20 protein-coding genes are annotated in these 25,673 nt (G+C 71.4%); 8 read left to right on the top strand and 12 right to left on the bottom strand.

The genetic code is table 11. The features are described from left to right. Positions 1 to 131: 131 nt before the first annotated feature. Positions 132 to 641 (top strand): ATP-binding protein, encoded by a 510-nt coding sequence (locus OG899_RS09070; protein WP_168131872.1) that lies wholly within the window; start codon positions 132 to 134, stop codon positions 639 to 641. A gap of 319 nt (positions 642 to 960) precedes the next feature. Here OG899_RS09070 and OG899_RS09065 read toward each other — a convergent pair whose 3' ends face one another. Continuing rightward, the gene (locus OG899_RS09065; protein ID WP_308427069.1) at positions 961 to 1,329 is read right to left on the bottom strand and encodes a DUF192 domain-containing protein; all 369 of its coding nucleotides are present in this window, start codon (positions 1,327 to 1,329) and stop codon (positions 961 to 963) included. Positions 1,330 to 1,536: 207 nt separating this feature from the next. On the opposite strand from OG899_RS09065, the gene OG899_RS09060 reads away from it, so the two are divergent. The 5 genes from OG899_RS09060 (at position 1,537) to OG899_RS09040 (ending at position 8,755) form a co-directional block, all read left to right on the top strand. Next, positions 1,537 to 2,292 carry a prepilin peptidase gene (locus OG899_RS09060; protein WP_125500774.1) on the top strand — a complete coding sequence of 252 codons (756 nt, stop codon included), beginning with the start codon at positions 1,537 to 1,539 and terminating at the stop codon, positions 2,290 to 2,292. 1,223 nt (positions 2,293 to 3,515) lie between these two features. Then, positions 3,516 to 4,289: an isoprenyl transferase gene (locus OG899_RS09055; protein WP_125500580.1), complete on the top strand. Its 774-nt coding sequence runs from the start codon at positions 3,516 to 3,518 to the stop codon at positions 4,287 to 4,289. A 463-nt stretch (positions 4,290 to 4,752) separates the two neighbouring features. Beyond that, positions 4,753 to 6,078, top strand: coding sequence for a PhoH family protein (locus OG899_RS09050; RefSeq protein WP_406310980.1), 1,326 nt, complete (start codon positions 4,753 to 4,755; stop codon positions 6,076 to 6,078). 427 nt (positions 6,079 to 6,505) lie between these two features. After that, complete coding sequence (locus tag OG899_RS09045) at positions 6,506 to 7,195, top strand: transglycosylase SLT domain-containing protein (protein WP_229814245.1); 690 nt, start codon at positions 6,506 to 6,508, stop codon at positions 7,193 to 7,195. A gap of 201 nt (positions 7,196 to 7,396) precedes the next feature. Then, a complete protein-coding gene (locus tag OG899_RS09040) occupies positions 7,397 to 8,755 on the top strand; it encodes an AI-2E family transporter (RefSeq protein ID WP_125500584.1) in 1,359 nt (452 codons plus the stop codon). A 39-nt stretch (positions 8,756 to 8,794) separates the two neighbouring features. Here the strand turns inward: OG899_RS09040 and OG899_RS09035 are convergent, their stop codons facing one another. Together OG899_RS09035 and OG899_RS09030 are read right to left on the bottom strand one after the other, a co-directional pair. Further along, positions 8,795 to 9,328, bottom strand: a complete 534-nt coding sequence (locus OG899_RS09035; RefSeq protein WP_125500585.1) for an alkyl hydroperoxide reductase — start codon at positions 9,326 to 9,328, stop codon at positions 8,795 to 8,797. Between the two features lie 3 nt (positions 9,329 to 9,331). Then, positions 9,332 to 9,886: a peroxiredoxin gene (locus OG899_RS09030; RefSeq protein ID WP_168131869.1), complete on the bottom strand. Its 555-nt coding sequence runs from the start codon at positions 9,884 to 9,886 to the stop codon at positions 9,332 to 9,334. A 133-nt stretch (positions 9,887 to 10,019) separates the two neighbouring features. Between OG899_RS09030 and OG899_RS09025 the strand changes: the two genes are divergently transcribed. Then, positions 10,020 to 11,003, top strand: coding sequence for a hydrogen peroxide-inducible genes activator (locus OG899_RS09025; protein WP_125500587.1), 984 nt, complete (start codon positions 10,020 to 10,022; stop codon positions 11,001 to 11,003). Between the two features lie 61 nt (positions 11,004 to 11,064). Here OG899_RS09025 and OG899_RS09020 read toward each other — a convergent pair whose 3' ends face one another. The 5 genes from OG899_RS09020 to OG899_RS09000 all read right to left on the bottom strand — a co-directional run bounded on the left by OG899_RS09020 (position 11,065) and on the right by OG899_RS09000 (position 16,331). Next, positions 11,065 to 13,419, bottom strand: a complete 2,355-nt coding sequence (locus tag OG899_RS09020; protein ID WP_125500588.1) for an ABC transporter permease — start codon at positions 13,417 to 13,419, stop codon at positions 11,065 to 11,067. Beyond that, positions 13,416 to 14,105, bottom strand: coding sequence for an ABC transporter ATP-binding protein (locus OG899_RS09015; RefSeq protein WP_125500589.1), 690 nt, complete (start codon positions 14,103 to 14,105; stop codon positions 13,416 to 13,418). Before OG899_RS09015 ends, OG899_RS09020 begins: the two co-directional genes overlap by 4 nt. Continuing rightward, positions 14,102 to 14,635: a PadR family transcriptional regulator gene (locus tag OG899_RS09010; protein WP_125500590.1), complete on the bottom strand. Its 534-nt coding sequence runs from the start codon at positions 14,633 to 14,635 to the stop codon at positions 14,102 to 14,104. The genes OG899_RS09015 and OG899_RS09010 overlap by 4 nt, the downstream gene beginning before the upstream one ends. A 521-nt stretch (positions 14,636 to 15,156) precedes the next feature. Next, a complete protein-coding gene (locus tag OG899_RS09005) occupies positions 15,157 to 15,390 on the bottom strand; it encodes a hypothetical protein (RefSeq protein ID WP_168131868.1) in 234 nt (77 codons plus the stop codon). After that, on the bottom strand, positions 15,387 to 16,331 hold the full coding sequence (locus tag OG899_RS09000; RefSeq protein ID WP_125496563.1) for an SPFH domain-containing protein: 945 nt from the start codon (positions 16,329 to 16,331) through the stop codon (positions 15,387 to 15,389). The genes OG899_RS09005 and OG899_RS09000 overlap by 4 nt, the downstream gene beginning before the upstream one ends. A 256-nt stretch (positions 16,332 to 16,587) precedes the next feature. Between OG899_RS09000 and OG899_RS08995 the strand changes: the two genes are divergently transcribed. Beyond that, complete coding sequence (locus OG899_RS08995) at positions 16,588 to 18,963, top strand: transglycosylase domain-containing protein (RefSeq protein ID WP_125496564.1); 2,376 nt, start codon at positions 16,588 to 16,590, stop codon at positions 18,961 to 18,963. 126 nt (positions 18,964 to 19,089) lie between these two features. On the opposite strand, the gene OG899_RS08990 is transcribed toward OG899_RS08995, so the two are convergent. The 4 genes from OG899_RS08990 to OG899_RS08975 all read right to left on the bottom strand — a co-directional run bounded on the left by OG899_RS08990 (position 19,090) and on the right by OG899_RS08975 (position 25,461). After that, on the bottom strand, positions 19,090 to 21,270 hold the full coding sequence (locus tag OG899_RS08990; RefSeq protein WP_206345638.1) for a SpoIIE family protein phosphatase: 2,181 nt from the start codon (positions 21,268 to 21,270) through the stop codon (positions 19,090 to 19,092). A 247-nt stretch (positions 21,271 to 21,517) separates the two neighbouring features. Next, a complete protein-coding gene (locus OG899_RS08985; protein ID WP_125496566.1) occupies positions 21,518 to 22,210 on the bottom strand; it encodes a DUF402 domain-containing protein in 693 nt (230 codons plus the stop codon). Between the two features lie 61 nt (positions 22,211 to 22,271). Then, entirely contained in the window at positions 22,272 to 23,675 is a 1,404-nt protein-coding gene (locus OG899_RS08980) for an aspartate ammonia-lyase (protein WP_125496567.1), read from the bottom strand. 127 nt (positions 23,676 to 23,802) lie between these two features. After that, on the bottom strand, positions 23,803 to 25,461 hold the full coding sequence (locus OG899_RS08975) for a fumarate hydratase (RefSeq protein ID WP_125496568.1): 1,659 nt from the start codon (positions 25,459 to 25,461) through the stop codon (positions 23,803 to 23,805). Between the last annotated feature and the right edge of the window lie 212 nt (positions 25,462 to 25,673).

Raw genomic sequence — 25,673 nt, 5'->3', positions numbered from 1 at the left:
CTACTGTCCGTGACAGGTCGATCACGCCTCTCCGCCACTACGGAAGTGCATCTCCCTTGCCAGGCCAGGTACGGGCGACAGGCCACCGTGCGCGCGGAGTGACAACCATCCCTACACGTTCGGGAGTTGCCATGCCGGTACCCGCATCCGCCACCTCGGCCTGTACACCTGTCGAGCCCATTGCGTCACCCCCCACCCCCGACACCCTCGCCTACAGCCTCACCCTCCCCGCGGCCCTGCGGACGCCGGCGATCGTGCGGGCGACACTTCGCACAGTTCTGCCCGCCCATGGCCTCGACGACATCTCCGCTGCGGCGGTCCAGGTGGCGAGCGACCTCGCGGCCTGTGCCTGCCGGGTCACCACCGCGCCGGAGATCTACTTCCGTCTTCGTTTCCGCGACGAAGCCCTCCGCCTGGTCCTCTACGACGCGCACCCTCGTCACACCCATACCCGCATCGCCGACGCCTGCGACGCGCGCCGCCGGTCGATGCTGCGCCTGGCGGCCTGCGTGGTGCGGGCCTGTGGCGGCGACTGGGGGTTCGGGGCCGCGCGGGAGCCGGGCGGAGGCACGCGGACATGGGCGGTTCTGCCCAGGGCGGGAGCACAGGCGTACCAGGCCGGACGACGCAGGGGAGGATGACGCGGGGCGGGGAGGGGCCCACGAGCAGCAGGTCAGACTCCCGCGTCATGTGGTGGGTCAGGTGCTCCGCAGACCGTTCCGCGCCAGGTCCTGTCGACAGGTTGTGTCGGGGGATGCGTACGGTCACTGAAGTGTCCCTTCGCTGATGTCGAACCGCCTGTACCACTGACCCGTATAGGTGTCCGTGCTCGCTGCGCGAACGACCGCAACCTGACCTGACGTGCCCAAAGGAGACCTGCCCTCTGGCGACGTCAGCGGGGAAGCTTGCCCTGCCGCCAGGCCGCTTGTGCTAGGGATCGTGGTCCCGCCCGGCTCCCGGTCACACCCCCGTCACCACCTCCACCCGCGCCCCCGCCCGCAGTCCCCACGCCTCCATCGCGCCGGCCTCCGCTTCCAGGACATGGCGGGAGCGGAGGCGGGGCAGGCCGAGGCGTCCCGGGGGCATGGTGCGGACCGTCAGGACACGCAGGTGACGGTCGAGGTAGGCCACGTCGATGGGGATGCGCATACCGAAGGTGTGCACGCTGTTCGCGGGGGACAGCAGCATCGCACCGTCGATCCGGTCGCGGCCCAGCAGACCCCTGGTGCGGGCGCGGTAGGAGGTCGCCAGCTCCAGCGGAACCGTCACCGGCACTGTCACCGGGGCGGTCGCCGGGGACGGTGCCTCCTGGCCGCCTGCCGCGTGCACGACCAGTTTTCCGTGGCCGTCGCGCCAATGACGGCGTTTCACTACGGAACCCACTACAACCCCCGCCGTGCTCTCCTCGCGCTTCCCGTTGCGCTTTCGTGGTTCCCCTCGCATGTGTCGCCCGTCGACCGTAGCCGTGCGGCTCTGGGACCGGTATGGGTCCACAGGCCCATGCCGGGAAGGAACGGACACGGTTAGGGTCCCGCCGTGGGCGTACTTCTGATCGCCGTCGCCGTGGTGTGGGGCGTGGGAGCCGGGCTGCTGGTGCCCCGGGCCGCGCACCGGTTCTCGGTGGAGGCCGGACAGCCGTGGCGAGCGGAGTGTCCCGGCGGGCACCCGATCACCGGGGCGTTCGGCGGCTGGGTGGGGCGCGCACGGTGCCCGGCCGCGCGCACCGGCGGGGTGCGATGCGCGGCGTACGGGCCGAGCACGCCCGTCGCCGCCGGCGTGACCGCCGTCGTGTGCGCCGCGCTCGCCGCCGTGACCGGGCCCCGGCCGGAGGTCGCCGTGTGGCTGCTGGCCGCACCGGTCGGGGTGCTGCTCGCGTTGGTGGACCAGCGGGTGCACCGGCTGCCGGACGTTCTGACGCTGCCGCTCGCCGCGTTGACCGCGCTGCTGCTCGGTGGTGCGGCGCTGCTGCCCGCCGCCGCGGGGTCCTGGCCGGGGGCACTGCTCGGGGCGCTCGCCCTCGCCGGGGTCTACTTCCTCCTCTTCGTCGTCAATCCGACCGGGCTCGGCTTCGGGGACGTCAAGCTGGCCCTCGGTCTGGGCGCGGCACTCGGCTGGTACGGCTGGCCTGCCGTGGTGGCCGGGGGCGTCGCCGGACTGCTGTACGGGGGTTGCTACGGGCTCGGGCTGATCCTGCTGCGCCGGGCCGGGCGGGGCGCGGTGATGCCGCTGGGGCCGTTCATGCTCGGCGGGGCGTTCACCGGACTGCTGCTGGGGGCGTCCGCCGCGCCCTGAGACGCAGGGCCCCAGCCCCCAGACCCCAGACCCCAGACGCTGGGCCCCAGGCGCAGGGCCTGAGACGCGGGGAGGGGCGGGTCCACTGGGTGGCGGCTGTGCGGGGGTGGAGGCCGGACGAGTCGCGTATGTCACTCGGACGGAGTGACGGACCGCATGCGGCACGGCCAGGGGCCGCACGAACGGAGCAGGGCGGAACAGCCGTTCGTAGCGTGGGGCAGGTGGTCGTCCCGTCCGGGTTCGTACGGCCGGCGCAGGGCGGGGAGGCGGCGCCAGTTGCCACATCGTTACCGCACGGCCCTCCCCGCCGGGCGGCCGTACGCTGTACGTTCAGACCACAGAAAATTCGCGCTAGCAAAGCTGCGCGGGTGGCGTCGCGCAGGGGAGGGGACTGCGCGTCGCCGTGCCCGCAGCTCACGCCGGGTCCCTGTGGTGCGCGCGGCAGCGGCGTGCCGGTCGACCGGAGCACGTGTGTGTTCGCGACCGGGGTGTATCGGAGGAGGGCGGCCGGAGCGGCACGCCGGACCGTCCGAACGGCGCAGTCCTCCGAACCGCCCGGCGGGTCACCCGGTCAACCTGTGAAAGCGCTGTGTTTCGGCCGCGTTCGCCCTCGGAATAACGGCGTCCGTTTGTCTCCACACGTTGTCGGATGACTTCGCTGCGTAGTTGTTTGGCGCTGATGCACGCACCATCCCTTACGAAGGGTTATGGTGGAAGCCCCCCCCTCGGGCCGGTCCGTCTCCCCCCCACGGACCGGCCCGTTTCTTTTCGGCCCTTTCGAGGCGGCGCCCCGGCCGCTGCGGGGAGGTGCTGCCGGCCCTGCGGGACAGGTGCTCCCGACTCTGCCGGGCAGGTGGTGCCGGCCGCCGGCCGTCCCCCCGACCGCTCCGCCCTCCGGCCACCCGGCCCTCCAGCCACCCCGGCCGTCCGACCGCCCCGCGGCCGTCCGACCGCCCCGCCGACCATTCAGTCGCCCAGTCGCCGAGTCGCCCAGCCGTCCGGCCGTCCGGCCGGGGCAGGGTCCCCGCTTGTGCCACAGCTTTGCCACAGTTGGCCATCCGGCCGTACTGCAAGGGGCGTTCGACGGCCCTTTGGGAGACCCTGAAAGGGCCGGGGGTAGGCTTCGCCCCCGGGGACCGCCACACGGACCAGGCCGCCGCACGGACAGGGTGATGCCCCCAGCCGCGCGCCTGTCCGCATCCGACGGAGGGGCTGACTTACACGTGATCCTGCGCGACAAGCTGCGCAGCCTGCTGGTCAGGCTGTACGCACGCCGGGTGGAAGGCCACCTGGACCACGCTCAGGTGCCCAAGCACATCGGCGTCATCATGGACGGCAACCGGCGCTGGGCGAAGGCCGCGGGTTCCACCACCGCGCAGGGGCACCGGGCCGGTGCCGACAAGATCGGGGAGTTCCTCGGCTGGTGCAGCGAGACCGACGTCGAGGTCGTCACCCTCTGGCTGCTGTCCACGGACAACTTCGACCGCCCGCAGGAGGAGCTGGTCCCGCTCCTCGGCATCATCGAGGACGTCGTGCGCGACCTGGCCGCCGACGGCCGCTGGCGGCTGCACCACGTGGGCGCCATGGACCTGCTGCCCGCGGGCATGCAGTCCACCCTGAAGGAGGCCGAGGAGGCCACCGCGCACGTCGACGGCATACTGGTCAACGTCGCCATCGGCTACGGCGGCCGTCAGGAGATCGCCGACGCGGTGCGCTCCATGCTGCACGACGCCCACGACAAGGGCATGTCCATGGAGGAGCTGGCCGAGGCCGTCGACATCGACATGATCGGCCGCCATCTGTACACCAAGGCGCAGCCCGACCCCGACCTGGTCATCCGCACCAGCGGCGAGCAGCGGCTGTCCGGGTTCATGCTCTGGCAGACCGCGCATTCGGAGTACTACTTCTGCGAGGCCTACTGGCCGGCCTTCCGCAAGGTCGACTTCCTGCGGGCCCTGCGCGACTACGCCGCGCGCCACCGTCGCTTCGGCAGCTGAGCGCGCCGGGGGCGGGCGAGGTCACCACGAGCGCCGTGCGCCGGGGCCGATGAGGGCCGCTCCGGCGCACGCACGGCTGCTGCGGCACCACGCGGAGGCGGCCGCGCCGGCGCCCGGGCACGGCAGTGCACCCGGGGCGCACCCCTGCCGCACCCACCCTGCTCCGCCCGTGTGTCTCCCGGGCTCCGTCGGTGTGTCGTGCTTGCCTGCCAGGTGCCGCTGGCATGGGGGCGGGAGATCGAGGGCATAAATCCGTCAGGTCGACATCCGAACCACGGGTGTCGGATCGCAGCGGACGGTCGGAGCCCGTCCGCCCGGGAGGCCCTTTGCGCGAGCCGGACCGTGCGGTCACAGCACGGACGAAGAGGCTTCAGGGCCGGTTCTCGGCCCGTCGCGAGGGCCAGGGACCGGTCCGGTCCCGCTTCGTCGCTCCCCGACCTCATCCGAGGGGGTACGTCCTTCCGTGGTGACCAGCACACAGCGTCGCAAGCCCGACCGGCGCACCTACGTTCTCGACACCAGCGTCCTGCTGGCGGACCCGAACGCCCTGACCCGCTTCGACGAGCACGAGGTCGTGCTGCCCGTCGTCGTGGTCACGGAACTGGAGGCCAAGCGGCACCATCCCGAACTCGGCTACTTCGCCCGCCAGGCGCTGCGCCTGCTCGACGACTACCGGGTCCGCCACGGCCGGCTGGACGTGCCCATCCCCATCGGGGACCTCGGCGGCACGGTCCGCGTCGAGCTGAACCACTCCGACCCCAGCGTGCTGCCCACCGGTTACCACCTCGGGGACAACGACTCCCGCATCCTCGCCGTGGCCCGCAATCTGCAGGCCGAGGGGTACGACGTGACGGTGGTGTCCAAGGACCTGCCGCTCAGGATCAAGGCGTCGTCCGTGGGGCTCCTCGCCGAGGAGTACCGGGCGGAACTCGCCATCACCGACGCCTCCGGCTGGACCGGCATGGCGGACCTCACCCTGTCGGGTGAACAGGTGGACCTGTTGTACGAGCAGGGGCGCCTGCATGTGCCCGAGGCGGCCGAGCTGCCGGTGCACACCGGGCTCACCATTCAGTCCGAGCGCGGCAAGGCCCTCGGGCGTGTCACCCCGGAGGGTGATGTCCGGCTGGTGCGCGGCGACCGTGAGGCGTTCGGCATCAAGGGCCGCAGCGCCGAGCAGCGCATCGCGCTGGACCTGCTGCTCGACCCGGACGTCGGCATCGTCTCGATGGGCGGCCGGGCCGGCACCGGCAAGTCGGCGCTGGCGCTGTGCGCGGGCCTGGAGGCGGTCCTGGAGCGCCGTCAGCACCAGAAGGTGATGGTCTTCCGCCCGCTGTACGCGGTCGGCGGCCAGGAGCTGGGCTATCTGCCCGGCACCGAGGCGGAGAAGATGAACCCGTGGGCGCAGGCCGTCTACGACACGCTTGCGGCCGTCACCTCCCGCGAGGTCATCGAGGAGGTCACCGCCCGCGGCATGCTCGAGGTGCTGCCGCTGACCCACATCCGCGGCCGCTCGCTGCACGACGCGTTCGTCATCGTGGACGAGGCCCAGTCGCTGGAGCGCAACGTGCTGCTGACCGTGCTGTCCCGGATCGGCTCCGGCTCCCGGGTGGTGCTCACCCACGACGTGGCGCAGCGGGACAACCTGCGGGTCGGACGCTACGACGGGGTGGTCGCCGTGGTGGAGAAGCTGAAGGGCCATCCGCTGTTCGCCCATGTGACCCTCACCCGGTCCGAGAGGTCGCAGATCGCCGCCCTTGTCACCGAAATGCTGGAGGAAGGGCACATCTGAGCGAAAACGTGGTGTCGGTCCCTCAGACGGGGGACCGCTGACGACGGTTGCGCCGTCCGGCAAAAGCCCCAAAGCTTAGCCGGGCGGCGCTGTCGTGCGGGCCACTTTCACGGGAATCTGTGGTCCAAACGGGATGTGAGCTTTCACACGCAACGCAGAATTGCCTTGCGGCGTTGGTTACGGCAAAGTCTCACTCCTGTCAGGCCCCGCATACGACACTCCTGTCCCGCCAGCGGTACAGGACCACATGGACACCATGCCAACTCCATAGCGACGTCGTATGCCGCCCGAGCACCACGCGGCGCTCCCACCGCGGGAGTTGCCCACCGGGCCCGTGCCTCCGTGACCCGCAGTTGGGAGGCCAGTGTCAGGGGCACGATTGCGTCCGCGAGGGTCACCGAAGCGGGCGATGCTGGAAGGAAACCGTGTGAGCCGGATCTCGGTCCGGGGATTCGCGGTGGCCTCGGCCACCGCGGTCACCGCTGTCGGAAGCGTCGTCGGCGTTGCCTCGGGCAGCACCGCGCAGCCCAACGACACCGAAGCGACGGCAGACGTGACGCTGCTCGCGGACATCCCCGCGGGTGAGCAGGCCCAGGTACAGACCGCCTCCCTGACGCAGCAGGCCGACGCGCAGGCCATCGCCGCGGACGCCAGCGCCAAGAAGGACGCCGAGGAGGCAGCGCGCAAGGCGGCCGCCGAGACGGCCTTCGCCAAGAAGGCGGAGGCGGAGAAGGCCGCCAAGGAAGCCAAGGAGCGCGAGGAGCTGGCCAAGGCGGCCAGCCGCAGCGCCCGGGACGCTTCCAGCTTCCCCGTGCAGAGCTCGTACACCGTGGCTCAGATCCAGGCGATGGCCCGCCAGATGGTGCCCGCCGGCCAGTTCCAGTGCTTCAGCAACATCGTGAGCCACGAGTCGGGCTGGAACTACCGTGCCGTCAACGCCTCCTCCGGCGCGTACGGCCTGTTCCAGGCGCTGCCGGCCGGCAAGTACGCCTCCGCCGGTGCCGACTGGCAGACCAACCCGGCCACCCAGATCAAGTGGGGCCTGAACTACATGAACAGCCGGTACGGCAGCCCGTGTGCGGCCTGGGACTTCTGGGCCGCCAACCACTGGTACTGATCCGCCGTCCACCGGTAACCATCCGTCCGGAGCCCGTCGGAGTGCCCCGGTCGCCCTGGCGGCCGGCCGGGACTCCTCGGGTCCCGTCAACCCCGTGCAGCCCCTTACCGTCTTCCAGGTGAGGGGCTATCGCCCTGTACCGTCTGATACGGACGACTCCTGGGGGGAGTGGTGGGGAGAGACGGGGGAAAGGGACGGATCATGTCGCGAGTGCCAGGGTGGCTCGGCCGCGTCGGTACCAGACTCACCGAGATGGGTGAGCGCCTGGACGAGCGCCGCGCCGAGGTGGAGAAGGAACACGCGGAACACGCCGTGCCCGGCACGGTGCCGGACGACGTGCCCGTGACGCCCCCGGCCCGGCCCGATCCGGCCCAGGCCGTCCCCTGGGGCGTCCGCGTGGCCGCGGAGGCCGGCTGGCGGGTGCTGGTGCTCGCCGGAACCCTGTGGGTGCTGATGCGCATCATCAGCGCCGTCCAGCTCCTCGTGCTGGCCTTCGTCACGGCGCTGCTCATCACCGCGCTGCTGCAGCCGACGGTCGCCCTGCTGCGCCGCCACGGGGTGCCGCGCGGGCCGGCCACCGCGCTCACCGCCATCTCGGGCTTCGTCGTCATGGGCCTGATCGGGTGGTTCGTGACCTGGCAGGTCATGGAGAACATCGACACCCTCTCCGACCAGATCCAGGACGGCATCGACGAGCTGCGCAAATGGCTGTTGAACAGCCCCTTCCACGTCACCGACAAGCAGATCAACCAGATCGCCAAGAGCCTCAGGGACGCCATCGGCGCCAACACCGACCAGATCACCTCGGCCGGCCTGGAAGGCGTCACGGTGGTCGTGGAGGCCCTGACGGGGATCCTGCTGACGATCTTCTCGACGCTGTTCCTGCTCTACGACGGGCGGCGGATCTGGGAGTGGACCCTCAAGCTGGTGCCGGCCGCGGCCCGGCCGGGCGTCGCCGGCGCCGGCCCGCGCGCCTGGCGCACCCTGACGGCCTATGTGCGCGGCACGGTGGTCGTGGCGCTCATCGACGCCATCTTCATCGGCCTCGGCATCTACTTCCTCGACGTGCCGATGGCGGTGCCGCTGGCCGTGTTCATCTTCCTGTTCGCCTTCATCCCGCTGGTGGGTGCCGTGGTCTCCGGCGCGCTGGCGGTGGTGGTGGCGCTGGTCACCCAGGGCGTGTTCACGGCCGTGATGACGCTCGTGGTGGTGCTGGCGGTGCAGCAGATCGAGGGCCATGTGCTGCAGCCGTTCATCCTGGGCCGCGCGGTACGGGTGCACCCGCTGGCGGTGGTGCTGTCCGTCGCCGCGGGCGGCATGGTCGCCGGCATCGGCGGCGCGGTGGTCGCGGTGCCGCTGGTCGCCGTGACCAACACGGTGGCCGGCTATCTGCGGGCCTACTCCCGGGAACAGGCGCTGCGTCACTCCCCGCGCCCGCGCGGCGCGACCGCCTCGTCCGACGTCGCGCCGCCCGCACCGCAGCAGGCGGACCGCACCGACGGACCTCACACGACGGAGAACGGCGGCGAACGCACCGAGCCCCGCCCACCGCAGGGGTGAACGGGGCTCGGATCGGCCTTACGGCGCGCGGTGGCCGGATCACTCGGCCAGCGCGGCCTCCGCGTCCAGGGTCGTCGCGACGGCCTGCACCACCGCGGCGATCTTGAACGCCTCCTGGATGGTCTCGCGCTCGACACCGGCCTTGCGCAGCACCTGCTCGTGCGAGTCCAGGCACATGCCGCAGCCGTTGATCGCCGAGACGGCGAAGGACCACAGCTCGAAGTCGGTCTTGTCCACGCCCGGGTTGCCGATGACGTTCATCCGCAGACCGGCGCGCAGCGTGCCGTACTCGTCGTCCGACAGCAGGTGCCGGGTGCGGTAGAAGACGTTGTTCATCGCCATGATGGAGGCCGCGGCCTTGGCCGCGGTGTAGGCCTCCGGCGACAGGTTCGCCTTCGCCTCCGGCTCCAGCTCACGCAGCACGATCGGGGAACGGGAGGCGATCGCGGTCGCCAGCACCGTGCCCCACAGCTGCTGCGCGGGCAGGTCGCTGTTGCCGATGACGGAGCCCAGGTTGAGCTTGAGGTCCTTGGCGTAGTCCGGCAGAGCGGACTTCAGGGAGTCGAGGGACATGCCTCACTCACCAGCCAGCAGCGCGACCGGGTCCAGGGTGGCGTCGCCCTTGTTCCAGTTGCACGGGCACAGCTCGTCCGTCTGCAGGGCGTCCAGAACCCGCAGGACCTCCTTCGGGTTACGGCCGACCGAGCCCGCCGTCACCATGGAGAACTGGATCTCGTTGTTCTGGTCGACGATGAAGACCGCGCGCTTGGCGAAGCCCTCCTCGTCCTCGATGCCCAGAGCGCGCATCAGCTCGTGCTTGGAGTCGGCCATCATCGGGAACGGCAGCTCCCGCAGGTCCGGGTGGTCCTTGCGCCAGGCGTGGTGGACGAACTCGGAGTCACCGGAGAAGCCGATGATCTGCGCGTCGCGGTCGGCGAACTCGTCGTTCATCTTGCCGAACGCGGCGATCTCGGTCGGGCACACGAAGGTGAAGTCCTTGGGCCAGGCGAAGATCACCTTCCACTTGCCCTCGTAGGTCTTGTGGTTGATCTTCTCGAACTCCTTGCCCTTCTCCAGCGAGACACAGGCGGTCAGTTCGAACTCGGGGAACTTGTCACCGACAGTGAGCACACGCTCTCCTTGCTGCGCGAAAACACGGGCTCGGCCCGTGTTTCCCGTGGGTTGGTCTGTCGTGATGTTGGCACAGACTCGATTGATTAGGGAAATAGCTACACTCGGTCGGGTTGATCGGAGGTAGTTATCAGTGACTGTCGGTAACGCCGGCAAGCGCAGGCCCCTGCCCAGTCTGTCCCAGCTGCGGGCCTTCGCCGCCGTCGCCGAGCACCTGCACTTCCGGGACGCGGCCGCCGCCATCGGGATGAGCCAACCCGCGCTGTCCGGAGCCGTGTCCGCCCTGGAGGACAGCCTCGGCGTCACCCTGGTGGAGCGTACGACGCGTCGGGTGCTGCTCTCACCCGCGGGCGAGCGGCTGGCCGTGCGCACCCGGGCGGTGCTGGCGGAGGTCGGCGCCCTGATGGAGGAGGCCGAGGCGGTCCGCGCGCCCTTCACCGGTGCGCTCCGACTCGGCGTCATCCCCACCGTCGCGCCCTATCTGCTGCCCACCGTGCTGCGCCTGGTCCACGACCGCTACCCCGCCCTGGACCTGCAGGTCCACGAGGAGCAGACCGCCAGCCTGCTGGACGGGCTGGCCGCCGGACGCCTGGACCTGCTGCTGCTCGCCGTCCCCGTCGGCATGCCCGGCGTCACCGAGATCCCGCTGTTCGACGAGGACTTCGTCCTGGTCACCCCGCTCGATCACCCGCTCGGCGGGCGTGCGGGCATACCGCGCGAGGCGCTGAAGGAACTGAACCTGCTGCTCCTGGACGAGGGGCACTGCCTGCGCGACCAGGCCCTGGAGATCTGCCGCGAGGCCGGCCGCGAGGACGCCCCGGTGACCACCACCGCCGCGGGACTGTCCACGCTGGTGCAGCTCGTGGCCGGCGGACTCGGCTGCACCCTGCTGCCGCGCACCGCGCTGAAGGTGGAGACCTCCCGCAGCAACCAACTGCTCACCGGCTCCTTCGCGCACCCCGCGCCGTCCCGCCGGATCGCTCTGGCGATCCGCACCGGCGCGGCGCGCGCCGCCGAGTACCGGCAGCTGGCCGCCGCCCTGCGCTCGGCCCTGCGGGTGCTGCCCGTCCGGGTGATCGAGGACGACCCCTACGGGCAGAGCCCGGACGCCGCCTGAACGGACCGAGGGGCCCCGTCCCTGTGCAGGAACGGGGCCCCTCGCCGCGCGCGGGTGCGTGTCACTCGGTGCGCAGTCCGTCCGGCCGCATCAACCGCAGCAGCGGCGGCAGGCTCAGCAGCGTGACCGCGACGACGACGCTCGCGCCGATGCCGGTCATCGTCAGCGCACTCGCCCAGTCCACGTGCACCGGCGTGGCCGTCATCTTCAGCAGCACCACGCCCAGCCCCAGACCCACCGCCATCGCCAGCAGCAGGCCCAGTGCGATGGGAACCGCCGTCTGCCACAGCACCGACAGGCTCAGCGTGCTGCGGCGGGTGCCGAACGCCACCAGCGTCGACAGCAGCTTGCGCCGCTCGCGCAGCTGCTCCAGCTGCGACACCAGCAGGCTCGCGCCGATCAGCACCAGCACACAGACGGCACCCACGAGCAGTCCGGTGCGGATCGCATGGAACTCACGGGACTCCTGGTGGCTTCGCCACACCTCGGCGACGGAGAACCGGTCCAGGCGCGCGGCCGTGGTGCGGACCCGGTCGAACGAGTCCGGCACGGACTCGTCGACCGACAGGAAGACCTGGCCGACGGTCACCCCGTCGAGGACCTTCGGCAGCGCGCCCGGAGTGATCAGCACTCCGGCGTGCTCCCAGCCGTCCGGAGCCTTGATGGCGACAGCCTTCTTCAGGCCCTGCGGCACCGTCCAGGCCACCTCGCGGGTGACCAGGGAGAAGTTGGCGTCGCGCACGTACAGCCGGCGGCCCGGCACGACGAGCTGTGCGGGATCGGTGTCCCAGTGGCCGCCGGTCGCGACGAACACATCGCCGTCGTGGCAGCTCGGCAGCTTCGCCACCTCGCGCAGCGCCGCGCAGGTGCCGACGGTCAGGTCGGCGCTGTGGTCGGGGTCGCCGTTGTCCTTCCAGTGGGTGTCGGCGACGACGGTCTGGCCGAACGCCAGCACCTTGTCCACACCGCGCGTCGCGTCGAACTCCGCGGTGGCCTTCTGCAGCGGCACGTCCCCCGACACACGGACTCGCATCTGGGCCAGATCCAGGTCCTTCCCGGTGGCCTGACGGTAGTCGCCCTGCACCCCCGAGAAGAGCATCTGCAGAGCGATCGCACCGGCCACCGCGACCGCGATGCCGTTGACCATACGGGCCGCCGAACCACTGCTCAGCTGGAGGCGCCGCACCGCCAGCTGCCAGGACACCGGGCCCCTGCCGAGCCGGGCGACGACCGTCTCCACCACCCACGGCAGCAGCGCGGTCACCCCGATCAGGAGCAGCAGCACACCGCCGATCACCATGACCCGGTTGAAGCCCCCGTGGTCACGTCCCTGACCGACCATCGGCAGCAGCAGCGCCAGACCGACCACCGGCATCAGCAGCCGCCACCACAGCCGACGCCGCGCGGGCTTGGTGGTGCGCACCACACCGAGCGGCTCGATGACCACTCCGCGCATCGCCATCAGGGTCACCAGCACCGACGTGACCGGGACCGCCACGGCGACCAGCGCGACCAGCCCGGGCGACGGGTCGAGGTAGTCGGGGAAGACGCTGACGTCCGCGACTTCCACTCCACCCGCGACCTGACGGCCCACCAGGAACAACAGCGCACCGGCCACCAGACCGAGCAGCGAGCCCGCCAGAGCCTCGCCCGCCGCGATACGGCGCGTCATGTGGCGGTCGGCGCCCACCAGCCGCAGCGCCGCCAGCCTGCGGTCGCGGCGTTCGCCGCCGAACCGCACGGCCGTGGCGATGAACACCACCACCGGCGTCAGCAGCACCACGAACATGACCAGCACCAGCAGCAGCAGGACCGGGTCCCAGGTCTCCTCGGTCTGCTCCTTTGGCCCGAACTCGGTGATCCGCGCGACCCGCCAGCCGTCGATGTGCGCTTCCAGACCGCGCGCACCGGCGTAGTACGCCAGCTCCTTCGAGCCGATGAGTCCCTGCTCGCCGATCGTGCCCACCACCCGGTACGGCAGCCGCTCGCGCAGCAGCTCGGCGTCGTCGGATTCGAGCAGCCGCTTCAGCGCCGGCGAGACCACCATCTCGCCCGGGCCCGGATACCGGGTCACGCCCGGGGCCAGCGGGGCGTCCGGCCCCTCGGGCTCCACCAGGCGGCCCAGCACGTTCTTGTCGCGGAACGTGCTGTCGACGTCCGCGATCAGCAGGGTGTTGTCCGCCTTGGGCTGGATGTGCTCGCTGTAGGTGTGGTCGAGCCGCGCCGCCTCGCGTCGGTGGCGCTCCGCGAGCGCGTTCGGCAGGGCGGTGGTCAGCAGCAGCAGCGCCACGCCGAGCCCGACACCGACGGCCGTCAGCACCAGCCGCACCCATCCCTCGCGTCCCCCGGTGACGGCGAACCTGACGCCCAGCGTCAGATCGCGCGCCCACGAGCGGACGCTCGTACCCGCACTCATACGGCTCGCTCCATGTCGCGGGACTTGCCGTCGCGCACGACGATCTCGCGGTCGGAGTACGCGGCCACCCGCGCCTCGTGCGTGACCAGGACGACGGCGGCGTTGGTGGACCGGGCGGCGTCGGTGAACAGCTCCATGACCCGTTCGCCGTTCAGGGAGTCCAGGGCGCCGGTCGGCTCGTCGGCGAAGATCACCCGGGGCCGGGTGACCAGGGCGCGGGCCACGGCCACGCGCTGGCCCTGACCGCCGGAGACCTCACCGGGCCGGTGCCCGGCCACGTCGGCGACCTCCAGCCGCTCCATCCAGCCGAGCGCGGCCCGCTCGGCCTCCTTGCGCGAGGTGCCGCTCAGCCGCAGCGGCAGGGCGACGTTCTCCACGCAGGTCAGCTCGGGCACCAGCTGGCCGAACTGGAAGACGAACCCGAACTCGTTGCGCCGCAGCGCGCTGCGCTGGGCGTCGCTCATCGTGGCCAGCTCACGGCCGTCGTAGGTGATGGAGCCGGAGTCCGGGACGACGATCCCGGCCAGGCAGTGCAGCAGGGTGGACTTGCCCGAGCCGGAGGGGCCCATCACCGCGACGATCTCGCCGGGGTGGATGGAGAACTCGGCGCCGTCCAGCGCCTTGGTGGCGCCGTAGGTCTTGTGCAGGTCCTGGGCGGCCAGCAGGGAACCGGGAGGAGGAGTCACCGGGCCACCTCCTCACGGAGCTTCTCCAGACGGGCGGCGGTCAGCTCCAGCCAGCGCAGGTCCGCCTCCAGGTGGAACAGAGCGTGGTCGCAGATCAGCTGGTCCGCCAGGTCGCCCTTCCGCTTGCGGTCGGTCAGGATCCGCATGCTGCGCAGGTGCTCGGCCCGCTGGGTGTCCAGGATGTCGGCCGCGTTCCGGCCGGTGAGCAGGGCGAGGACGACCTTGGTGTACAGGGTCGACTGCAGATAGGGCTCGGGCTTCTCGGGGGTGGCCAGCCACCGGTCGACGTCGGTGATGCCGGCGTCGGTGATGGCGTAGCGCTTGCGTTCGGGGCCTCCGCCGGCCTCTATGCCGTCGACCTCGACGAGACCGTTCTTCAGCAGCCGCGACATCGTCGAGTAGACCTGGCCGTAGTGCAGCGGCCGGTCGTGGCCGAACTTCTCGTCGAAGGCCCGCTTGAGGTCGTAACCGTGGCGGGGGCCGGACTCCAGGAGCCCGAGCAGGGTGTGACCGATGTGACCGATGGACATGCCCTGCACTCTACACCCCGTGTATACGTCGTGTGTATAGACGGGGTGCACAGTGGCGGAGACGGGTCTTCACCGTGTGGGGGCGCTGCGTGTGGAGCGTGTCCGGGGAGGGTGCCGGTGAGGATCTGCGCGGGGGTGTGCGGCGCGTGTATACGCGGTGTGTATAGCGGGGGTGGGGAGTCCGAGAAGCCGGTGTCTCGGGGAGGTCGTGCGGCCGGGCGGACCGGCCGGGGCGGGGTGGCGGCCTGACGCCGGCGGTGGCCGGGCGGGGGAGTGCGGCGGGCGTGCCGTGTGACGGAACGGGGCGCAGGGGGTGTTCCGTGGGCGCGTCGGGAGCGGCGCGGGGTGAGCCGGAGACGGGGCTGAACGCACTGAGTGGCGGCCCGGTCGGCGGCCGGGTGAGGGATGGGACGGGCGGATCGGCCGGCCGTTCGCATCGAGCGGCTGATCGGATCGGCCGGACGGGCGGATCGGCGGGCCGGGTGATTGGGCCGGCGGCGGTCGGATCACCGCCGGTGTCGTCACCGGGGGCTGCGGGGCGGGCGGCCGCGGCGGGGGAGCGGGCCGGCCTCGCGGGGCAGCCGGCCGGCGTCCGCGAGGGCGCGACGCAGCAGGAACTCGATCTGCGCGTTCGCCGAGCGCAGCTCGTCCGAGGCCCAGCGGGCCAGCGCCTCGTACACCGAGGGGTCCAGCCGCAGCAGGACCTGCTTGCGCTGCTGCGGCCGGCGCCGGGGGGCGGGTGCCTCCTCGCTCACTGGTAGAGCGTCCCGGTGTTCACGATGGGCTGGGGTGCCCGGTCACCGCACAGCACCACCATCAGGTTGGACACCATCGCCGCCTTCCGTTCCTCGTCCAGTTCCACGATGTCCTCCTCGGCGATGCGGGCGAGGGCCGCCTCGACCATGCCGACCGCACCGTCCACGATCTGACGGCGGGCGGCGACGACCGCGCCGGCCTGCTGCCGCTGGAGCATCGCGGAGGCGATCTCCGGAGCGTAGGCGAGGTGCGTGAAGCGGGACTCGATGATCTGCACGCCGGCCGCCTCCACGCGGGCGTGCAGCTCGGCGGCGAGCTTCTCGGTGATCTCCTCGGCGTTGCCGCGCAGCGACAGCTCGTCGGTGTCGTGGGCGTCGTAGGGGTACTCGATGGCGATGTGGCGGACGGCGGCCTCGGTCTGGGTGGCCACGAACTCCTGGTAGTTGTCCACCTCGAAGGTCGCCTGCGCGGTGTCCTGGACCCGCCAGACGACGACCGCGGCCAGCTCGATCGGGTTGCCGTAGGCGTCGTTCACCTTCAGCACGGGTGTCTCGTGGTTGCGCACCCGGGTGGAGATCTTCTGCCGGGAGGTGAAGGGGTTCACCCAGCGCAGGCCGTCCTCGCGGATCGTGCCCCGGTAGCGGCCGAAGAGCTGGACGACCCGCGCCTCGCCCGGCGCCACCATGCTCAGCCCCCGCGTCGCGATCAGGGAGGCGACGAGCACAAGCACTCCGGCCAGGATCAGCCCGGCCTTCGCGCCCGTCTCGATGGTGTTCGCGGCCGCCGCGAGCAGTACCACCCCGGCCAGCAGGCCCACCAGCCCGCCGAGCAGCGCCAGTCCGCCGCTCACGCTGCGGGCGGGGAACTCCCGGATCCGGGGCTCGGGCATCTCGGGCGCGTCGGGCGCCGTGCGGGCCGGTGACGAGGTGTGTGCGGACATGAAGGTCCCCCGTTCCTGTGTCGGTCCTGCGTCCGGTGCCGGGTTCGGCACCTAGCAAAGTGATATCATTTTTTCCCGCCGCAGCAACCTTCAACCCTCCCGGCTCGTCGGTTCCCATGGAGCGGGTGCGCAGTGTCACGCCGGTCCGGACCGGGCTCGCCGCCCCTGTGTCACAGAGGGCGGTGTTAGCTTTCTGAGCTGACCTGAGCCACGTACATCGGTGGCGAACGAGACGGGAAGCGGAGCGAACGGACGAATGGGACGAGCGGAAGAGAGACGAGCGCGGCAGCGCGGTGGCCGCCGCGCGGCGCCGCGGCGCTCGTCCGGGGCGCCGACGGGCGGCGCCGCGTCGGGCCGGGCCGCGGCGCGCCGCGCCGCTCGGCGCGGCAGGACCGGCAAGGGCGGCATACGCCGGCTGTTCACCTGGAAAAAGCTGCTGGGCGCGGCCCTCGGCGTGTGCCTGCTGGGCATCGGCGCCTTCATCGTGCTCTACATGATGGTCGGCGTGCCGCAGGGCAACGCGGTCGCGCAGCAGGAGAGCAACGTCTACAAGTACAGCGACGGCACCATCCTGGCCCGTGCCGGCAAGGTCAACCGTGAGAGCGTCTCGCTGGAACAGGTGCCCAAAGCGGTCCAGCACTGCTTCGTCGCGGCGGAGAACAAGTCCTTCTACCACGACGCCGGCATCGACCTGAAGGGCACCGCCCGCGGTCTGCTCAACACGCTGACCGGCAAGGGCACCCAGGGCGGTTCGACGATCACCCAGCAGTACGTCAAGAACTACTACCTGAACCAGGACCAGACCGTCACGCGCAAGCTGAAGGAGCTGGTCATCTCCCTGAAGGTCGACCAGCAGATGTCCAAGGACGACATCCTGGCCGGCTACATCAACACCAGCTACTACGGCCGCGGCGCCTACGGCATCCAGGCCGCCGCGCAGGCCTACTACCGCGTCGACGCCAAGGACCTGACCGTCGAGCAGGGCGCCTACCTGGCCGCGCTGCTGCAGGCGCCCAGCCAGTACGACTGGGCGGTGGCCAGCGACACCGGCAAGAAGCTGGTGCGGCAGCGCTGGGACTACGTGCTGGACAACATGGTCGAGCAGCACTGGCTGGACGCCGCCAAGCGGCAGGCCATGAAGTTCCCGGTGCCGAAGGAGCCGCAGGGTGCGCCCGGCCTGGAGGGCCAGAAGGGCTACCTGATCGACCTGGCCGACAAGCAGCTGGAAGCCCAGCTGATGAAGCAGGAGGGCATCACCCAGGCCGAGGCCGAGGCCGAGGTCGTCGGCCGGGGCTGGACCATCACCCTGAACATCGACAAGAAGAAGCAGGCCGCGCTCGAGAAGGCGGTGGAGCAGCAGCTCACCAGCAAGCTCGACCCCGAGAAGCGGAAGGTGGACGCCGACGTCCAGGCCGCGGCGGTCTCGGTGGACCCGAAGACAGGCGGCATCGTCGCCCTCTACGGCGGCGAGGACTACTTCAAGCACTACTACAACAACGCCACCCGCAAGGACTACCAGCCGGCGTCCACGTTCAAGCCGGTCATCCTGGCCGCCGCCCTGGACGAGGGCGCCACCACCCAGGACGGCAAGCCGATCAACGCCGACACGATCTACGACGGCACCAGCGGCCGCCAGGTCGTGGACCACGGCACCAAGGTCGGCTTCGGCCCGCCCAACGAGGACGACGTCTCCTACGGCGACATCACCGTGCAGACGGCGATGAACAAGTCCGTCAACTCCGTCTTCGCGCAGATGGGTGTCGACGTCGGCATGCAGAAGGTGATGGACGTCGCCGCCAAGCTCGGCATGGACACCGAGGGCATGCAGCCGGTGCCCGCGCAGACGCTCGGCTCCATGGGCGCCAGCCCCCTGGAGATGGCCGCGATCTACGCCACCCTCGACAACCACGGCAAGAAGGTCACCCCGAGCATCCTGAAGTCCGCCTCGAACAGGTCCCGCACCGCGGACATCGAGGACCCCATCGGCGACCAGGTCATCAGCCGTGAGGCCGCCGACACGGTCACCTCGGTGCTCACCGGGGTGGTCGACGACGGCACCGCCCGCGCCTCGGTGCGGGACAACCCGCTGCGCCGCGGCCAGCAGGTCGCGGGCAAGACCGGCACCTCCGACGAGAACAAGTCGGCCTGGTTCACCGGCTACACCCCCGACCTGGTGACGTCGGTGGGTCTGTTCGGCGAGGACGCGAAGACCCACGCGCACACCTCGCTGGCCGGCGCCACGGGCCTGATCCCGGGCAGCGGACGCATCAACGGCGGCGGCTACCCGGCGCAGATCTGGGCCGCGTACACCTTCGGCGTGCTGGACAAGACCAGCACGTTCGACCTGGACACCACCCAGGGCGCGGCCGTGCAGCCGAGCTGGACGCCGTCGGCCACCCAGTCGCCCAGCGAGACGCCGTCCGAAACCCCGACCAGTGCTCCGCCGACGACCTCCGCGCCGCCGTCGGAGTCGCCCAGCCAGACGCCGTCCGATGCGCCGAGCCAGACGCCGTCGCAGTCCCCGAGCGGCACGGCGCCGTCGACCTCTGAGCCGCCCGACGACGGCGAGGACGGCGACGGGGGCATCTTCGGCAACCGGGACCAGCTGGAGGACCGTCAACCGAGCCGCTAGACCCGCGCACGCGCCGGATCACAGGACACATCAGGGGCGCCCGGTGAAAGCCGGGCGCCCCTGATGTGTCGTCGGTGATCCGCCGTCGTGCCGTGCACCGCCGGTGCACAGCTCTTCAGGACCGGTTCACGATCGGTTCAGCTCGAACCACACCACCTTGCCGGTGCTCAGCCGGGTCGCACCCCAGCGCCGGGCCAGCCGGTTCACCAGGTACAGGCCGCGGCCGCCCTCGTCCGTGGCCCGGGCCTGACGCAGCCGGGGCAGCTGGGGCACGTCGTCGCCGACCTCGCAGCGCAGCACCTCGGTGCGCAGCAGCCGCAGCGTCACCGGACGCGAGGCATACCGCACGGCATTGGTGACGACCTCGCTGACCAGCAGCTCCACCGAGTCGCTGAGCTCCTCCAGCCCCCAGCGGTCCAGCGCGCGCCGGGCCAGGCGGCGGGCCCGGCCGGGTGCGGAGTCCTCCGGCTCCAGCACCCAGTACGCCACGTCGCTGGGCGCGATCCCGTCGAACCGGGCCGCGAGCAGCGCGATGTCGTCGTCCCGGTCACCGGGGCCGAGCGTGTCCAGCACGTCGTCGCACAGCGCCTCCAGCGGCGGCGGATGGTCGGGACCGGTGAGCCGGCCCGTGGCCTGGAGCTTCTCCCGCAGCTGCTCGATGCCGGTCCACACGTCCCGCAGCCGGGACTCGACCAGGCCGTCGGTGTACAGCAGCAGCGTGGCACCGGCCGGCGCGTCCAGCTCCACCGCCTCGAAGTCGACCCCGCCCACGCCGATCGGCGCACCCGGCGGAACCTGCAGCACCTCGGCCCGGCCGCCCGCGTGCAGCAGCAGCGGCGGCGGATGACCGGCATTGGCGACGGTGATGCGGTGCGAGACCGGGTCGTACACCGCGTACAGGCACGTCGCCATGCGGTCGGTGCCCAGCCGCTGCGCCTGCTCGTCCAGGTGGTGCAGCACCTCCTGCGGCGGCAGGTCCAGTCCGGCGAGGGTCTGCGCGGTGGTGCGCAGCTGACCCATGATCGCCGCCGAGGTCATGGAGTGCCCCATGACGTCGCCGACGACCAGGGCGATCCGGCTGCCGGGCAGCGGGATCGCGTCGTACCAGTCGCCGCCGACCCGGGCGGTCTCCGCGGCCGGCAGATAGCGCGAGGCCAGCCGCACGCCCGTGCAGCGCGGCAGGGTCTCCGGCAGCATGGTGCGCTGCAGCTCGTCCGCGATGTACGCCTCGCGCCCGTACAGCACCGCCTTGTCGATGCCGAGCGCGCTGTGCGTGGCGAGCTGGGCGGCGACCAGCAGGTCGTCCGGTTCGAACGCCGACCGCTCGGGCAGCCGCAGGAACAGCGCGGCACCGATCACACGGCGCCGGCCCCGCAGCGGGGCCAGGATGGTGCGCTGCCCGTCGGGCAGGGTCAGGCCGCTGTCCGGGCCGAGGAGTTCGCTCAGCGCGGCATGCGCCTGCGGGGCGTCGGTGAACACCGGCCGCACCCCGCGCAGCACCTCGCCGAGCGCGCTGCCGGGCTCCACCTCGCACAGCTCGTTGGTGACCTGGGACAGCTCGGCGGGCTGCTCGGGCGTCGGCGCGGGCGTGAACCCGACCTCCGGGTCGCGCTCCGCCGGGATCCGGTCGGTGCGGCGCAGCCGCAGCACGAGCGGGCCCACCGGCCGCTCGTCGCCCACCGGGAGCGGCTCGCGCAGATAGACCAGGATCGCGTCGGAGAACGTCGGCACGGTCGCCCGGCACAGCCCCAGCACGATCTCGTCGAGGTCCATGCCGCGGGCGATGCGGCGGGTGGCGGCGCCCACGAACCGCAGCCGGTCGCCCTGCCGGCGCATCGGCAGCGCACGACCGCCCGGCAGACCGCGACCGGTGCGCCGCTCCGGCCGCGCACCGTCGTGCTCCGCCGCGCCCTTGTCGTCCGCGCCCTTGCCGTCCGTCGCCTTGGAGCCCGAGGCCGTGTCGTCCGCGCCCGTGCCCGGGACGTCACCGGCCGCGGCCTGCCGGGACGCCGCATCCGGCTGGGCCGGGATGCTCTCCGGCACCGGACGCGGACGGTGCGGGTCGGGTTCGGCCACCGCGGGCTGCGCGTGCTCGGCGGACGCCGGGTCGTCGTCGGACGACGGCTCGCCCTGCGCCGGGGGCGCCGCCGGCGCGCACGGCGCGTCGTCGGCGGGGCGCGGTTGCAGCGGTAAAGTCTGCGCGGGCTCGGGAGCGTCCAGCAGCGACCCACGGGCGTCCGTGGGCTCGGCGCCCGCCTGGGCGCGTTCGAACGAGGTCGGTTGCTCCGTCACGGGTGTCGCATCCATCCGTCCGGGGCTGCGCGCCGGGCGCGCAGGTGGTCCCGTCGAAGAGCCGATACCCGGAATACGTGCCCCCAGAACGGATGTCCGGCACCGGCCCTGATGCCCTCGTACCCCTCGCTCACGTCGTGCCGCCCCTCGGTGACGATCGGTCAGACTGACTGCGTGGCTCGGGAGTTGCCCTGCCCCGTACCTCCCTGCGCCCTTGCGGAGGAAGATCCTACGTTTCCTGCCCGGGGGCGTATCAAGGGGCTCAGGGCGACATCCGCTCAGGTATACGGTCCCAGTCCTGCGGAAGCGGCGGTACCGTCCAGGCCGGGTCGGGGCGCCAGTGCTGCCAGTCCTCGGAGAACGGCGGCCCCCAGGCCCGGATCACCTCCACCGCGCACCGGCCCGCCTCGCGCACCCGCTCGGCCAGCTCCGCGTCGATCAGCCCGTCCTGCTGGGCCTGCGCGAACTCGTCCTCGTCCCGCCACTGCCAGCTGCCGTCCGGCTGCACGGCGATGTCCAGGAAGTAGTCCTCGGAGTCCACACCGCCCGCCCAGCGGGTCAGCGGTTCCTCGAGGTTCACGTACCAGTTCTTGAACCGCCAGCCCGGCTCCCAGAACAGCCACACCGACCAGGGCCGGCCGGGCTGGGCCAGCTTCAGCACACCCGTGCCGGACCAGCGGGTGCGATGCACCGTCCGCGGCTTGGTGTACCGGGAGGCCAGCGGTTCGTCGTGCACGGGTGTGCCGTCGGCGAGCACCGGTCTGACGCACTCGGTGCCCGGCGCCATCCACACCGCCAGCACCTCGGCGTCGTCGCGCACCACCGTCACCGGTCGCGCGATGTGGAAACGCCGGCCGCCGTTCTCCCGGTACCGCCACAGGATCTGCGTTCCCGCGGCCCAGCGGCCCGTCGCGCCGTCCACGGCCACGTGCCCTGTCGCTGAGTCCTTCGCCATGACCAGATCTTAGGGGGCGTCGTCCGTGCACCGGCGCGGCGAGCGACAACCGGACGAACCGTCAGGGATGTGTCATGCGCAGCACGTCCAGCGCCTCGTCCAGCTGCTCCAGGGTCAGGTCGCCGCGCTCGACATAGCCGCTCTCCAGCACGACCTGACGGATCGTCTTGCGTTCGGCGAGGGCCTTCTTGGCGACCTTGGCGGCCTCCTCGTAGCCGATGTAGCGGTTGAGCGGGGTGACCACGGACGGCGAGGACTCGGCGTACTCCCGGGCCCGCTCCCGGTGGGCGACGATGCCGTCGACGGTGCGGTCGGCGAGCAGCCGGGAGACGTTGGCCAGCAGCCGGATCGACTCCAGCACGTTCTTGGCGATGACCGGCAGCATCACGTTCAGCTCGAAGTTGCCGGCCGCGCCCGCGGTGGTGACGGTGACGTCGTTGCCGATCACCTGGGCGCACACCATCAGCACGGCCTCGGGGACGACCGGGTTCACCTTGCCCGGCATGATCGACGACCCGGGCTGCAGGTCGGGCAGGGAGATCTCGGCGAGCCCGGTGCGCGGCCCGGAGGACATCCAGCGCAGATCGTTGGCGATCTTCGTCAGGCCGACCGCGATGGTGCGCAGCTGCCCGCTGGTCTCCACGATCGCGTCGCGCGCGCCCTGCGCCTCGAAGTGGTTGCGGGCCTCGGTCAGCGGCAGCCCGGTGGTGCGGGCCACCTCCTCGATGACCGCCGCGGAGAACCCGGGCGGGGTGTTGATGCCGGTGCCCACCGCGGTGCCGCCGAGCGGCAGTTCGGCCAGGCGCGGCAGGGACGCGGCCAGCCGTTCGACGCCGTAACGGACCTGGGCGGCGTACCCGCCGAACTCCTGGCCGAGCGTCACGGGCGTGGCGTCCATCAGATGGGTGCGGCCGGACTTGACGACGTCCGCGAACTCCTCGGCCTTGCGGGTCAGCGCGGCGGCCAGGTGCTCCAGCGCCGGGATCAGATCACGGGTGACGGCGGCGGTCGCCGCGATGTGCAGCGAGGAGGGGAAGACGTCGTTGGACGACTGGGAGGCGTTGACATGGTCGTTGGGGTGCACGTCGCGGCCCAGCCGCTCGCTCGCCAGGGTGGCGATGACCTCGTTGGCGTTCATGTTGGACGAGGTCCCCGAGCCGGTCTGGAACACGTCCACGGGGAAATGCTCGTCCCAGCGTCCCTCGGCGACCTCCTCGGCCGCCTCCTGGATCGCGCGGGCCACGTCCTCCTCGAGCACGCCCAGCCGCGCGTTGACCTTCGCGGCGGCGCCCTTGATCCGGGCCAGCGCCTCGATGTGGGCGCGTTCCAGCCGCTGCCCGGAGACGGGGAAGTTCTCCACGGCCCGCTGCGTCTGTGCCCGCCACTTGGCGTGCGCGGGCACCCGCACCTCGCCCATGGAGTCGTGCTCGGTGCGGTACTCGGTCCCGGTCTGCTCGTCGGTCATCGACGATCACCTCCAGGTGTCACAGCGTCCCCGACGCGGCCGCTGTTCCCGTGGAGGCGGACCGGCACCGCCCCCGCTCGGGCGAGGGCGGTGCCGGTTCTCCCCTGGCGGTCCCAGGCCGCCGAGGTCAGGAGGAGCGCACCGGGATGGAGGTGAACACCGGCTGCGGCGACGGGTCCTGGAAGAAGTCGTTGCCCTTGTCGTCGACGACGATGAACGCCGGGAAGTCCTCGACCTCGATCTTCCAGACGGCCTCCATGCCCAGCTCCTCGTACTCCAGGACCTCGACCTTCTTGATGCAGTCCTGGGCCAGGCGGGCGGCCGGGCCGCCGATGGAGCCGAGGTAGAAACCGCCGTGCGCAGCGCACGCGTCGGTGACCTGCTTGCTGCGGTTGCCCTTGGCCAGCATCACCAGCGAGCCGCCCGCCGCCTGGAACTGCTCCACGTAGGAGTCCATGCGGCCGGCCGTGGTCGGGCCGAAGGAACCGGAGGCGTAGCCCTCGGGGGTCTTGGCCGGGCCGGCGTAGTACACCGGGTGGTCCTTGAGGTACTGCGGCATCTCCTCGCCCGCGTCCAGCCGCTCCTTGATCTTCGCGTGGGCGATGTCCCGGGCCACGACCAGCGGGCCGGTCAGCGACAGCCGGGTCTTGACCGGGTACTTCGTCAGCTCGGCGAGGATCGCCTTCATCGGCTGGTTCAGGTCGATCTTGACGACGTCGTCCTGGTCCAGCTGCTCGTCGGTGGTGTCGGGCAGGAAGCGCGCCGGGTCGGTCTCCAGCTGCTCCAGGAACACGCCCTCGGGCGTGATCTTCGCCAGGGCCTGGCGGTCGGCCGAGCAGGAGACGGCGATGGCGACCGGGCAGGACGCGCCGTGCCGCGGCAGGCGGATGACGCGCACGTCGTGGCAGAAGTACTTGCCGCCGAACTGCGCGCCGATGCCGATCCGCTGGGTCAGCTCGAAGACCTTCTCCTCCATCTCCTTGTCACGGAAACCGTGACCGAGCGGGGAGCCCTCGGTGGGCATGGTGTCCAGGTAGTGCGCGGAGGCGTACTTGGCGGTCTTCAGCGCGAACTCCGCGGAGGTGCCGCCGACCACGATGGCCAGGTGGTACGGCGGGCAGGCGGCCGTGCCCAGCGAACGGATCTTCTCCTCCAGGAACTTCATCATGGAGGACTCGTTCAGGACGGCCTTGGTCTCCTGGTAGAGGAAGGACTTGTTGGCGCTGCCGCCGCCCTTGGCCATGAACAGGAACTTGTAGGCGTCGCCGTCGGTGGCGTACAGCTCGATCTGCGCGGGGAGGTTGGAACCGGTGTTCTTCTCCTCCCACATGGTCAGCGGCGCCATCTGCGAGTAGCGCAGGTTCAGCTTGGTGTAGGCGTCGTAGATGCCGCGGGAGAGCGCCTTCTCGTCCTCGCCCTCGGTGAGCACGTTCTGCCCGCGCTTGCCCATGACGATCGCGGTGCCCGTGTCCTGGCACATCGGCAGCACACCGGCCGCGGCGATGTTGGCGTTCTTCAGCAGGTCCAGGGCGACGAACTTGTCGTTGGCGCTGGCCTCCGGGTCGTCGATGATGCGGCGCAGCTGCGCGAGGTGGGCCGGGCGCAGGTAGTGCTGGATGTCGTGGATGGCCTCCTCGGCCAGCTTGCGCAGGGCCTCGGGCTCGACCTTGAGGAACGTACGCCCGTCGGGCCCCTCGACGGTGGAGACGCCCTCGGACGTCACCAGCCGGTACGGGGTGGTGTCCTCACCCTGGGGGAGCAGATCGGTGTACGCGAATTCAGGCATCTCGGCCCATTCCTCACTTGACGCACGGCTGCCGACGCTCACACGGACGGCCGCCCGCCTCCGTCGGCGGGCTCCGAACAGCGTAGAACCTGCCGGAACCGGCGGACCTGTGAGGTCCCGCTCAGTTGCTCGTCCAGGGGGCCGACTCGGTCGTCGTGCGCTCACGGGCGGGCTCGGTCGTGAGTCCACGGGCTGCCGTGGTCGTCCGGTCG

Source organism: Streptomyces thermoviolaceus, assembly GCF_045209695.1.
GTDB classification, from domain to species: domain Bacteria; phylum Actinomycetota; class Actinomycetes; order Streptomycetales; family Streptomycetaceae; genus Streptomyces; species Streptomyces thermoviolaceus.
The sequence above is the reverse complement of the archived record's forward strand: the minus strand, read 5'-3'. Positions and strand labels throughout refer to the sequence as shown.

Bases quoted from the DNA above. Each gene is read 5' to 3' on its own strand.
- OG899_RS08995 (WP_125496564.1), top strand. From the start codon at position 16,588: ATGGGACGAGCGGAAGAGAGACGAGCGCGGCAGCGCGGTGGCCGCCGC.
- OG899_RS09000 (WP_125496563.1), bottom strand. From the start codon at position 16,331: ATGTCCGCACACACCTCGTCACCGGCCCGCACGGCGCCCGACGCGCCC.
- OG899_RS09040 (WP_125500584.1), top strand. From the start codon at position 7,397: ATGTCGCGAGTGCCAGGGTGGCTCGGCCGCGTCGGTACCAGACTCACC.
- OG899_RS09020 (WP_125500588.1), bottom strand. From the start codon at position 13,419: ATGAGTGCGGGTACGAGCGTCCGCTCGTGGGCGCGCGATCTGACGCTG.
- OG899_RS08990 (WP_206345638.1), bottom strand. From the start codon at position 21,270: ATGGATGCGACACCCGTGACGGAGCAACCGACCTCGTTCGAACGCGCC.
- OG899_RS08980 (WP_125496567.1), bottom strand. From the start codon at position 23,675: ATGACCGACGAGCAGACCGGGACCGAGTACCGCACCGAGCACGACTCC.
- OG899_RS09010 (WP_125500590.1), bottom strand. From the start codon at position 14,635: ATGTCCATCGGTCACATCGGTCACACCCTGCTCGGGCTCCTGGAGTCC.
- OG899_RS08975 (WP_125496568.1), bottom strand. From the start codon at position 25,461: ATGCCTGAATTCGCGTACACCGATCTGCTCCCCCAGGGTGAGGACACC.
- OG899_RS09035 (WP_125500585.1), bottom strand. From the start codon at position 9,328: ATGTCCCTCGACTCCCTGAAGTCCGCTCTGCCGGACTACGCCAAGGAC.
- OG899_RS08985 (WP_125496566.1), bottom strand. From the start codon at position 22,210: ATGGCGAAGGACTCAGCGACAGGGCACGTGGCCGTGGACGGCGCGACG.
- OG899_RS09070 (WP_168131872.1), top strand. From the start codon at position 132: ATGCCGGTACCCGCATCCGCCACCTCGGCCTGTACACCTGTCGAGCCC.